Below are 11,128 nucleotides of genomic sequence, written 5' to 3' on the forward strand. Positions count from 1 at the left end.
CCCCGGCCGGTCTGCAGACCGCCCGCGACACTCTGGTCGAACTCGTGGTGGGCGTGCTCGCGCAGAAGATCGACGAGACCGAGCCGCTGCTGGCCGCTTCGCTGGCCCAGGCGGCCAAGAACCTGGTGGACCGTCATCTGGCCGATGGCGACCTCTCCCCCACGATGCTGGCACGCGAGCTCAATGTGTCGGTGCGCACGCTGAATCGGGCGTTCGCCTCGATCGACGACTCCATCACCGCGTACATCCGCCAGAAACGGCTGGAGCAGGCCCGCCTCGCGCTCACCACGCCTGTCCCCCGTCTGAGCGTGTCAGAGCTCGCCGCGCACTTTCAGTTCGCGGACAGCAGCCACTTCATCCGGGCCTTCAAGAAACAGTACGGCCAGACGCCCAACCGGTACGCCCGGTCCCACGGTCCCGGAGCGGCGGCCGAGGGGCCCTGACTCCCGGGCGCCTCTCACCGCATCGGTCGCGCCGGTCTCGCCGATCGCGTCGGTCTCGCCCGTCTCGTCGGGCCCCATCATTTCGAGGAGCGGCTTTCCCGACGGGCTGGCAGCCGCAAACGCCAACTCCCTAAGATGTAGTTCCTGTTAAGCCTGCAGTTGGCGCCGATCGAGCTGGGGGAACCATGAACACCGACAGGCCGCTGTCCAAGAAGATCGACGCCACCGTGCCGACGGCCGCTCGCATGTACGACCACTATCTGGGCGGCAAGGACAACTACGCGGCGGACCGCTCGGCCTGCGAAGAGCTCGACAAGGTCGTACCCAGCACCCGCCGGCTCGCCCTCAACAACAGGCGATTCCTGCAGCGGGTCGTCAGGACGCTGGCGACGGACTACGGAATCCGCCAGTTCCTCGACCACGGATCCGGTCTCCCCACGCAGGACAACGTGCACCAGGTCGCCCAGGCCATCGACCCCGACACGCGCGTGGTCTACGTGGACAACGACCCCATGGTGCTCGTGCACGGCAGGGCGCTGCTGGACCAGAACGACCGCACCGCGGTCATCCACGCGGACATGCGGAACACCGAAGAGATCTTCTCCCACCCCGACACCCGGCGCCTGATCGACTCCTCACAGCCGGTCGCCGCTCTGTTCAACTCGGTCTTCCACTGCATCCCCGACAGCGACACCGATGGCCCGCAGGCCGTGGTGCGGCGCGTGGCCGAACGGCTCGCGCCCGGCAGCTTCATGGTGATCTGCCAGCTGGTCAGCGAGGACGCGAAAGTCCGGGAGTTCGTCACCGACTTCATGGACCAGGCGACGCAGGGCCACTGGGGACGCGTACGGCAGGAGAAGGACGTCGCCGCGCTGTTCGACGGAATGGAGATCCTCAGCCCGGGGCTTGTGGAGGTCTCCACATGGCGGGCCGACAACGAGGTGCAGACCCGGCAACTCTCCCAGGAGTGGATCGAGTTCGGCGGCCTCGGCCGGCTTCCCTAGGGCTCGGCCGGGTAGCGCTGTTCCATCGTGCTCCGCAGCATGTCGACGGAGTCACGCGGCTTCAGCGCCTCGTCGGCCAGCCGGTCGAGCGTGAGCCGGTACTCCTCGGTCTCGTCCCGGTCCTCCAGGAAATGGGCGCTCCTGATGTGTTCCAGGTAGACGATGTCGGGCAGGTCGAGACCCCCGAAACGCAGATAGGTGATCGGGATGGCCGGCGCCGACGCGTTCGTCACGTCCAGGGGGACGATCTGCAGGACCACGTGGGGGCGTTGAGCCATGTCGATGAGGTGGGTGAGCTGCTCGCGCATGGCCTGTCGGCTGCCCAGTACGCGCCAAAGGACGGACTCGTCGATGACGGCCCACAGCTGCGGGGCGTCCGCCCGGTCCAGCAACTGGGTCCGGCGCGTGCGCAGTTAGTTCGACGCGGCGGTCCACTTCGGCAGCCAGGGAGTTCGGCAGGCCTCGCTCCACGACGGCTCGGGTGTAGGCCGCCGTCTGCAGCAGACCGGGAACGTACTGGATCTCGAAGGTCCGGATGGCGGCGGCCGCCTCCTGGAGGCCCACCAGCCGCTCGAACCATTCGGGCATGAGGCGCTTGTCGTAACGCTGCCACCAGCCGGGCTCGTTGGCCCGATGCAGGAGCTTGAGCAGCACCGAACTCTCGTACGACTCCGTGCCGTACAACCGCAGCAGTGCGCGCACATCGGTCTCGGTCGGAGGCTTGCGTCCCTTGCCCGACTCGATGCGCGAGAGCTTGGCGCCGCTGAACCCCAGCAAGCGTGCCGCCTGGTCCTGAGCGAAGCTGGCGTCCTCACGGAATCCCGCGAGTTGGACGCCGACCAGCATCTTCAGCAAAGTGGGAGCCGGCTCGGAACGCTCCAGATAGGATTCGAGCCGTGCGACGCGAGGCGACTCGGCGACCATCTTCGACTCCCCGCGATCCGGCACAAGGACGGCAACAGTATCGCACCGGACACCGCGACCCCGCATCCCCCGTCAGCGGGCGGTGAGTTGGGCCGGACGCTCACAGCAGGTGGTCGAACTCCCCGTCCTTGGCCCCCGCCAGGAACGCCGCCAGCTCGGCGGACGTGTAGACGAGTGCGGGTCCCTCGGGATGACGGGAGTTGCGCACGGCCACGCCTCCGTCGATCCGGGCGACCTCGACGCAGTTCCCCTCGGCGTTGCTGTACCCGCTCTTGGTCCAGCTGACGTCCAGCAAGCTGGCCTGTATCCCGTTCTCCACCTGTGGCACTGCGTCTCCTTCACGGTTCCCGTTCCTGCCGCGCACCGACCCGGCCCTCTTCGGCCAAACTTCACGCAATTTCCCGTGCAATTGCACGCGGCCGTGTTCAGTGTGGATAATAACCGCAGCGCCGACAACCCCCGCCGGGACATTGGTTCCTGACGTCGCATCAGGGAGGTGACGCGTTGCCACCTGCACGTTCGGAGCCTCCGTCGCCGCGTACGAGCGCGCCGCCGCCAGGTCGCCGGGACGGATTCACCGGGCCGGACGCCACCCCCGGGCGGTACGCGACGTCGGCCTCGCCGTCCAACCGTTACGACACGCCGGAAAGGCATCACGTCATGCAGAGCGTTCCGCCGGAGCAGCCGAGGACTGGGCAGCGAGGGCAACAGAAGACCTCGACGGGGACGGTGACGACAACTCCGCTCACGGCGATGGACCGCGTCTCCTGGAGCGAGATGCGGGACTCCACCGGCTCCGCCACCGCCATCCCCCTGCTCCTCGGCGACGTCGCCCGGGGTGACGCGGAGACCGCGACGGCCGCGCTCAAGGACCTGCGCGAACGTATCTGCCAGTACGGCTTCGTCGTGGAGCAGGCGACCGCCGCCACGGTCCCCTTCCTCTGGGAGCTCGCGCAACTGCCCCAGGTGACCTGCCGGGCGCAGATCCTGCGCCTGCTCAAGAACATCGCCGACACCCGGCAGTGGGAGAGCATCGCCGGCGCCTATCCGAAGCTGCTCAACCACCGTGAGAACCCCGCCGCGTGGGAGCGCGCGGCGAGGGAGGCCGTCCATGCCCAACAGGACGCGCTCGACGTGCTGGTGTCGGAGGACGACACCGAGATCGCGCACGCCACGACGGAACTCGCGCGCACGCTCGGCAGGCAGACCTGCTGAACCGGCCGGGACTGGTGGATCATCGGCCATCACGAGAGGCTAGTTGGCTGAAAATGCACCCTCCCGGCCGGATGGCACAGAGTCTCGAATCCGATGAGAGGCGACAAAGCACACAAAGACGCCGACTGCCGGATGTCTGGAACCGGTTGCCACCGACTCAGTTCAACTACCACACAGTGGCGTTGCGCTAGCTATTTTTCGACGAAGTGAAGTCGTGTGGGTGATGCGCCCCTAGTCGGCGCCCACCTGCCAGGTGCGGTGACTAGCATGAGCCACGCGCTTGATCCGGAAGGCGGGCTACCGTCTTTCCCGGTTCTCGGCGACGTTTCAGATGTTTCAGTCGTGGACGCACTCCTGCTCGCACGGACCGAGGGACCGCGGAATGTCAGTGCCTGCTCGCCCCCGCCAGCGCCGATCCGCGCAGAAGGCGGGTTCCTCTTCAGCCGTGTTCCCCACGGTCCTGGTCGTCACGGCCGCAGGGGCCGGCGCCGCCGTCGGCCTCGCCCCCGAGGGCGCCCGCCCCTGGGTGGCGGGCACAGCGATCGCCGCCTGGGCCTGTGTCGCGGCCGTCGTCGCCTTCACCTCCGCCCGGCTGCGCCAGGCCCAGCGCCGGACGGTGTCGCGCACCGGCGAACTGGAGATGACCAAGAACAACTGGATGCAGCACGGCGCCGAGACGGACCAGTTGGTCAACGTGACCCTGCCGGCGATAGCCAAGCAGCTGAAGGGCGGCACCGGCACCGACGAGGTCCTGTCCGCGCTGCCCACGCCCTCCGACCCGTATCTGCGCCGGATGCTGCACGTCTTCACCACCGAGGTCGCCGAAGCGGTACGGCGGACCGCCGATGCGCAGTCGGACCTCGACATGATGCGGCGCGAACTGGCGCAGGGAACGAAGGAACTCGAACGCCTCACCAACGACACCCTGCCCGCCGCGGTGTCCCTGCTGCGCGAGGGCAGCTCCGCCGACACCGTCCTCGCCAAGCTCGACTGGCCGGCCAATCCCCTGCTGCGCTCGCCCGCTGAATCGTTCATCCGCGAACTCGCCTACAGCGAGCGCCGTTCGGCCGCCGCCCAGGCCGCCTCCGCGAAGGCCCTCAGCCGGGTCCAGGCCAAGACCGTCGGCATGCTCGCCGACCTCCGTGACATGCAGGACCGTCACGGCGGGGAGATCTTCGGCGACCTGCTGCGGCTGGACCACAGCACCTCCCAGCTGGGCCTCATGACCGACCGGCTCGCGCTGCTGATGGGCGGTCGCTCCAGCCGCGTCTGGAACAAGCCGATCGTCATGGAGAGCATCCTGCGCGGCTCCGTCGGCCGTATCGCCGCCTACCGGCGCGTGCGGCTGCACAACTCCAGCAAGGCCGCCATCGCCGGCTTCGCGGCCGAGGGCGTGATGCACCTGCTGGCCGAACTCATGGACAACGCCGCCAACTTCTCGCCGCCGATCGACGAGGTCCACGTGTACGTGGAGGAGCGCAGCGCCGGTCTCGTCATCACCATCGAGGACAGCGGCCTGAAGATGTCCGACGCCTCCATGCGCCGGGCGGAGGAGTCGGTGTCGGGCCGGATCACCGACCTCGCCTCGCTCCAGGGCACCCGGCTCGGCCTGAGCGTGGTGGGACGGCTCGCCGCCAAGCACGGCATCAGCGTCAACTACCGCCCCTCGTCGCGCGGCGGCACCGGCGTCGTCGTGCTGCTGCCGCCCCAGCTCATGGCCCAGCAGCGCGAGCCGGTCACTCCCGAACGCCCGCGCCTGAGCACGGACGCCCCGGCCACCACGACGGCTTCCACGGCGCCTTCCACCGTCGAGGAAACGTTCCCGGAGCAGTCCCTGGGGATCACGCCCACGGACGAGGCGTTCTTGGCCGACATGCCCCGCAGGGGCACTCCGGCCACCCCCAACGGGCTGCCGGTCCGAGCCCCCGGCCACACCATGGCCGAGGCGGAACGGGGACGGCCGAAGACGGCGACCCCGCCGTCCGAGGCGGAGCAGAGCGGAACCGGTCCGGCGCGCGACGCCGGAAGCCGGTTCGGCGCCTTCCACCGCGGCCGACAGGCCGGAGGGACCCTCGGCGGCTCCCCCGCCCCTTCCGGCGAAGACGCCGAACACCAGACAGGGCCCGCGACGGACGACTAGAACCCGGCCCTTCGCACAGCTCAGGGCACCGCAAGCCCACCCGCACTGATTCGCCGCACCCCGTTGGATTGGAGGAACGGGCCGGGTGACCACGTACAGGTCATAACCCGTCCCGCCCATCATGGAGACCACCGACAACAGCCTCACCTGGCTCTTGATGAACCTCTTGGAGCGTACGCCGGGCACCCGCCACGCACTCGTCCTGTCACGGGACGGCCTGAAGCTGTGCTGGACGGAACACCTGACCCTCGACCAGGCCGACCAGCTGTCGGCGATCTGCTCCGGCATACAGGCTCTCGCGCAGGGCGCGTCCGTGGAGTTCGGCGACGGAACCGGCGGCGTCCGGCACTCCATGACCGAGTTCCACGGAGGTCTCCTGTTCATCGTGGAGGCCGGCCAGGGCGCACACCTCGCGGTCGTCGCCGAGGAGAGCGCCGACCCGGGGGTCGTCGGCCACCAGATGACCGAGATGGTCGAGCAGATCGGTGAACACCTGCGGGCCGAGCCCCGCACGCCCGCCGTCTCCCGGGGTGCCTCGGCGTGAGCCGCAAACCCGTGGACATCGGCGACCCCGACCGGCTCTACACGGTCACGGGCGGACGCAGCGAAGCCGACGACGCGTTCGACCTGGTCACGCTGATCGTCAGCGAGTGCGAACCCACCGCCGGGATGCAGTCCGAGCACACCCGGATCCTCGAACTGTGCCGGCACCCCACGGCACTGGTCGAGGTCTCGGCCGAACTCAAGCTGCCGATCACCGTCGTACGGATTCTCCTCGGCGACCTCCATGCCATGGGCAAGGTGAGCGCACGTCACCCTCGCGCGGCCGAGTCCGTCGCGACCCTCCCCGAAACCGCCCTGCTCCAGGAGGTGCTCCATGGGCTCCGCAACCTCTGAGCTGCCCGCCCAGCGCACGCCGCTGGCCGATGCCGCCGAGACCGGCCTGAAGATCGTCGTCGTGGGCGGTTTCGGGGCCGGCAAGACCACGCTGGTCCGCTCGGTCAGCGAGATCCGGCCGCTGAACACCGAAGAGGTGATGACGCAGGCAGGGCAGGGCGTCGACGAGACGGCCGGTGTGGAACGGAAGACCACGACGACCGTCGCGTTCGACTTCGGACGGATCAGCCTCAACCAGCGGATGGTGCTCTACCTGTTCGGCGCACCGGGCCAGGAACGCTTCTGGTTCCTGTGGGACCGGCTGTTCTCCGGGACCCTGGGCGCGATCGTCCTCGTCGACACCCGGCGCATGGAGGACTCCTGGTATGCGATAGACAGGCTCGAACACCTCAAGACTCCGTTCGTCGTGGCCATCAACCGCTTCGACAGCGACGAGCCGCAGTTCTCGCTCGACGAGATCCGTCAGGCGCTCGCCCTGAAGGACCACGTGCCCATGGTCGACTGCGACGCGCGGGTCAGATCGTCGGGCAAAGAGGTCCTGATCACTCTCGTGGACCATCTCTACGCATTGGCACTGTCCCAGGAGGGGACATCGTGAGCGATACCACCGGCTCCCCGTCCACGAACACACCTCCACCGGGCTGCCCCGCGCACGGCTCCGCCGTACAGCTGGGCGGTCTGGAGTACCAGCAGACGCCCTCGCAGCTGTACCGCACCATGCGCCGGGAGCACGGGGCGGTGGCGCCGGTCGTGCTGGACGGCGGCATTCCGGCCTGGCTCGTGCTCGGTTATCCCGAGGTCAGCTATGTGACCAGCCATGACGAGCTGTTCGCGCGGGACTCCCGGCGCTGGAACCAGTGGCCGAACATCCCGGCGGACTGGCCCCTGATGCCGTTCGTCGGCCACCAGCCGTCCGTGCTGTTCACCGAGGGCCAGGAGCATCAGCGCCGGGCCGGTGTCATCACCCAGGCGCTGGAGGGGGTCGACCAGTTCGAACTGGCCCGCGAGTGCGAAACGATCGCCGAGCAGCTGATCGCGTCCTTCGGCGGCAGCGGTCAGGCCGAGCTGATGAGCTCGTACGCGCACGCCCTGCCGGCCCGGGGGGTGCTGTGGATGTGCGGTATGCCGCAGGGCAGCACGGACACCGAGCAGCTCGTCGACGACCTGCGGATCTCGCTCGACGCCGGTGAGGGCGACGACCCGGTGGCGGCGTACATGCGCGTCGGGGAGCGCATCATGCAGCTGGTGAAGGAGAAGCGGGAGCGTCCAGGACCCGACGTCACCTCCCGGATGCTGCTGGACCCGGCCGGCCTCAGCGACGAGGAGATCGTGCAGGACCTGATCTCCGTCATCGCCGCGGCGCAGCAGCCGACCGCCAACTGGATCTGCAACACGCTGCGCCTGCTGCTGACCGACGAGCGCTTCGCGGTCAACGTCTCCGGCGGCCGGGTCAGTGTCGGCGACGCGCTGAACGAGGTGCTGTGGCTGGACACGCCGACCCAGAACTTCATCGGCCGCTGGGCCGTACGCGACACGCAGCTGGGCGGGCGGCTCATCCGTGAGGGCGACTGCCTCGTCCTCGGCCTCGCGGCGGCCAACACGGACCCGCAGATCTGGCCGGAGTCCCATGTCGGCGCCGAGAACTCCTCGCACCTGTCCTTCAGCAACGGCGAGCACCGGTGCCCCTATCCGGCGCCGCTCCTCGCGGACGTGATGGCCCGCACGGCGGTGGAAACCCTGCTGGAGCGCCTGCCCGACCTGGTGCTGAGCGTCGAGCCGACGGAGCTGACCTGGCGCCCGTCCATCTGGATGCGCGGTCTGACGTCCCTGCCGGTGGAGTTCACACCGGCGGTCCATTAGTACGTAACCGCTCCGCCGGTACGTATCCGCTCCGTGTCGTCCGCGTGCCGGTCGGGGATCCGCGAGGATCATCCCGGGCACGCGGACGACGTGGACCGGCGCCGGGCCGCGCTCAGGTGGTCACCGGGGTGAAGCGCACCGGCAGGGACTGCGGGCCGCGGGTGAAGACGCCCTGCTCGACGGGGTCGTAACCGTCGGCGAGGCGCAGATCGGGCATGGCGTCGAGCAGTTGGTTCAGACCGATCTCGACCTCCGCCTTGGCGAGCAGCGCGCCGACGCAGAAGTGCCGGCCCAGCGCGAAGGCGAGATGGTCGGCGGCGGCCGAGAACGCCGAGGTCGTGGTGAGGTCGTCCCGGAAGATGTCGAACCGGTCGGGCTCGCGGTAGCGCCGCTCGTCCCGGTTGGCGGCTCCGATGAGGCACGTCACCGTGGCTCCCTGCGGGATGGTGCCGCCGGAGACCTCGACCTCGGTGGCGGACTGCCGCATGATCATGTGGACCGGCGGGGTGTAGCGCAGCGTCTCCGCGAAGGCCGCCGGGATCAGGCTCCGGTCCGCGCGGACCGCCGCCAACTGCTCGGGATTCATCAGCAGGTTGGCGAGGATGCCGGCGATCGCCTTGTCGGTGGTCTCCCCGCCGGCGGCGAGCAGCAGGCTGCAGAACGCCTTGATGTCCTCGTCGCTCATCCGGACACCGTCGACCTCCGCGGCGCAGAGCGTCGACAGCAGGTCGTCGCCCAGGTTGTCGCGCCGGTCACGGATGATCGGGATCATGTACTCGGCGAACTCCCGGCGGGTGCGCTCGCCGGCGGCGGTCACCTCCGCGTCCCCGGAGAGGTTGCCCAGGAAGGCGATGACAGCCGTGTACCAGCCGTGGAAGCGGGCGTGGTCGGCCTTGTCCAGGCCGAGCATGTCCGCGATGACGTTCACCGGGAACCGGGTCGCGTAGTCGCTGACTATGTCGGCGGAGCCGGAGTGCCGGAAGGCGTCGATGAGTTGGCGCGAGTTGCGCTCGATGACCGGCAGGAACTTCTCCTGCAGGTCGCTGCCGCGGAACGCGGGGGCCACGAGTGCGCGCCGCACCGCGTGCTCCCGGCCGCTGAGCTGGAGGATCGTCTTGCCGTGGACCGGCTCCAGCTGCCAGTCGTAGTTTCCGGTCGTGAACTCGGACTTCTTGTCCTTGAAGACTCGTTCGACGTCGTCGTAGCGGGAGATGATGTAGCTCTGGGTGGCCTCGTGCCAGATCAGGGGTTCTTTCTCGCGCATCGTCGTGTACGCGGAATAGGGGTCCGCGGCGAACTCGGGTGAGAGGATGTCGGGCACCTGCTGGGCAGTGGACACGGAACTCCTCAAGGTTGGTGCGTGCCGTCGAGGAATAGGTTATTGATCTTTCGGTGGCTCAAACAGTCCACTCTTGGCCGAAGTTGGACGCCTCGCCCTCCGACGTCGATCGCATCTCTTTATCTCACGTTCCGCCACATTCACCCCGGCAGTTCGGTCGCTTTCGACCGTTCCACCGGCATCCGGTGATCATTCCGCCGTCGGGACAGCGGCGGTTCCCGCGGTGTCGCGCCGCCGTTCTTCGAACCGGCGATCGATTTCGGCCAGGCCGTACGCGACACGTGTCAGCGCACGACACGTGTCAGGCCACTGAACCGTGCCCGCCGGTCAGGGCCGGCGGGTCGACGGGGCGCTCGTGGCATCCGCGTCCTGGTCGTCCCCGGTCGTGGCGGACCAACTGGCGAGCAGCTTCAGGCCGTCCTCGGCGGCGGTTCCGGAAGGCGCGCTGTAGACGAGCACGCTCAGGCCGCTCCCGTCCGGCAGGCTCATGGTCTCCTGATCCAGTTCCAGGACACCGACGAGCGGATGATGCAGGCGTTTCGTGCTCTGGCGGAACACATGCACGTCGTGGGAGCCCCACATCACACGGAAGTCCTCGCTGCGGGTGGACAGTTCACCGATCAGGTTCGACAGCTCCCGGTCGTAGGGGTTCCGCCCCGCCTCGATGCGCAGCGCGCCCACGGCGAAGCGGGCCATGTGCTCCCAGTCGACGTAGAACCGTCTGGCCGCGGCGGTGAGGAAGGCGAACCGGGCGACGTTCGCCCCGCAGGTCGGGTCGGCGTACATGTCCGCGTACAGGGCCCGGCACAGTGGATTGGCGGCGAGCGCGTCGAGGCGGTTGTTCATCACGCACGCGGGCATCCCCGGCATCCCCTCGACGATGCGCGCCACGCTCGGCCGCACCGTCGGCCGAACCGCCCGCTGCCTGGTCCGCGCCCCCGGCGCCGGTCCTGCCGCGCGGGCGAGGTCGTACAGGTACACCCGCTCGTTGTCGTCGAGCCGCAGGGCCTGGGCGAGGGCGTCCAGCACGCTGTCGGAGACACCTCTGAGATTGCCGCGCTCCAGGCGCGTGTAGTACTCGACGCTCACCCCGGCGAGTGTCGCGACCTCACCCCTGCGCAGTCCGGGCACCCGCCGCAGGCCATAGACCGGCAGACCCGCCTGCTCGGGGGTGATCCTGCCCCGGCGGGAGCGGAGGAATGCGCTGACTGCGTCCTGGTTGTCCATGACCACAGGGTAGGCAGGCCGCGTGACGGGTGGGGTGCCCTGCCGGTACCCCTCACGAGGCCTGCCTACCCTGTGGTCA

General features: G+C 68.9%; 11 protein-coding genes and 1 pseudogene. 8 read left to right on the plus strand and 4 right to left on the minus strand.

Annotated elements, in window-relative coordinates:
- Together AOK01_RS35935 and AOK01_RS35940 are read left to right on the plus strand one after the other, a co-directional pair.
- The coding region (locus AOK01_RS35935) for a helix-turn-helix domain-containing protein (RefSeq protein WP_055519146.1) at positions 1 to 443 on the plus strand (443 nt) is incomplete at its 5' end.
- Positions 444 to 628: 185 nt separating this feature from the next.
- Positions 629 to 1,447 carry an SAM-dependent methyltransferase gene (locus tag AOK01_RS35940; RefSeq protein WP_055519147.1) on the plus strand — a complete coding sequence of 273 codons (819 nt, stop codon included), beginning with the start codon at positions 629 to 631 and terminating at the stop codon, positions 1,445 to 1,447.
- Here the strand turns inward: AOK01_RS35940 and AOK01_RS35945 are convergent.
- A pseudogene (locus tag AOK01_RS35945) lies at positions 1,444 to 2,371 on the minus strand (helix-turn-helix domain-containing protein). The gene AOK01_RS35940 and the pseudogene AOK01_RS35945 overlap by 4 nt on opposite strands.
- 100 nt (positions 2,372 to 2,471) lie before the next feature.
- The gene (locus AOK01_RS35950; RefSeq protein ID WP_055519149.1) at positions 2,472 to 2,699 is read right to left on the minus strand and encodes a DUF397 domain-containing protein; all 228 of its coding nucleotides are present in this window, start codon (positions 2,697 to 2,699) and stop codon (positions 2,472 to 2,474) included.
- 332 nt (positions 2,700 to 3,031) lie between these two features.
- On the opposite strand from AOK01_RS35950, the gene AOK01_RS35955 reads away from it, so the two are divergent.
- From AOK01_RS35955 to AOK01_RS35980, 6 genes are all read left to right on the plus strand, one after another.
- On the plus strand, positions 3,032 to 3,586 hold the full coding sequence (locus tag AOK01_RS35955; RefSeq protein WP_055519151.1) for a hypothetical protein: 555 nt from the start codon (positions 3,032 to 3,034) through the stop codon (positions 3,584 to 3,586).
- Positions 3,587 to 3,968: 382 nt separating this feature from the next.
- Positions 3,969 to 5,726: an ATP-binding protein gene (locus AOK01_RS35960; protein WP_055519152.1), complete on the plus strand. Its 1,758-nt coding sequence runs from the start codon at positions 3,969 to 3,971 to the stop codon at positions 5,724 to 5,726.
- 121 nt (positions 5,727 to 5,847) lie between these two features.
- The gene (locus tag AOK01_RS35965) at positions 5,848 to 6,270 is read left to right on the plus strand and encodes a roadblock/LC7 domain-containing protein (RefSeq protein ID WP_055519154.1); all 423 of its coding nucleotides are present in this window, start codon (positions 5,848 to 5,850) and stop codon (positions 6,268 to 6,270) included.
- Positions 6,267 to 6,623, plus strand: coding sequence for a DUF742 domain-containing protein (locus AOK01_RS35970; RefSeq protein WP_055519156.1), 357 nt, complete (start codon positions 6,267 to 6,269; stop codon positions 6,621 to 6,623). Before AOK01_RS35965 ends, AOK01_RS35970 begins: the two co-directional genes overlap by 4 nt.
- Positions 6,604 to 7,221 carry a GTP-binding protein gene (locus tag AOK01_RS35975; protein ID WP_055519158.1) on the plus strand — a complete coding sequence of 206 codons (618 nt, stop codon included), beginning with the start codon at positions 6,604 to 6,606 and terminating at the stop codon, positions 7,219 to 7,221. Before AOK01_RS35970 ends, AOK01_RS35975 begins: the two co-directional genes overlap by 20 nt.
- The gene (locus tag AOK01_RS35980; protein WP_055519160.1) at positions 7,218 to 8,483 is read left to right on the plus strand and encodes a cytochrome P450; all 1,266 of its coding nucleotides are present in this window, start codon (positions 7,218 to 7,220) and stop codon (positions 8,481 to 8,483) included. Before AOK01_RS35975 ends, AOK01_RS35980 begins: the two co-directional genes overlap by 4 nt.
- Before the next feature lie 112 nt (positions 8,484 to 8,595).
- On the opposite strand, the gene AOK01_RS35985 is transcribed toward AOK01_RS35980, so the two are convergent.
- Together AOK01_RS35985 and AOK01_RS35990 are read right to left on the minus strand one after the other, a co-directional pair.
- Complete coding sequence (locus AOK01_RS35985; protein ID WP_055519162.1) at positions 8,596 to 9,822, minus strand: cytochrome P450; 1,227 nt, start codon at positions 9,820 to 9,822, stop codon at positions 8,596 to 8,598.
- Positions 9,823 to 10,149: 327 nt separating this feature from the next.
- Entirely contained in the window at positions 10,150 to 11,049 is a 900-nt protein-coding gene (locus AOK01_RS35990; RefSeq protein ID WP_055519164.1) for a helix-turn-helix transcriptional regulator, read from the minus strand.
- Positions 11,050 to 11,128: the final 79 nt, after the last annotated feature.

Source organism: Streptomyces aurantiacus (assembly GCF_001418335.1).
GTDB classification, from domain to species: Bacteria; Actinomycetota; Actinomycetes; order Streptomycetales; family Streptomycetaceae; genus Streptomyces; species Streptomyces aurantiacus.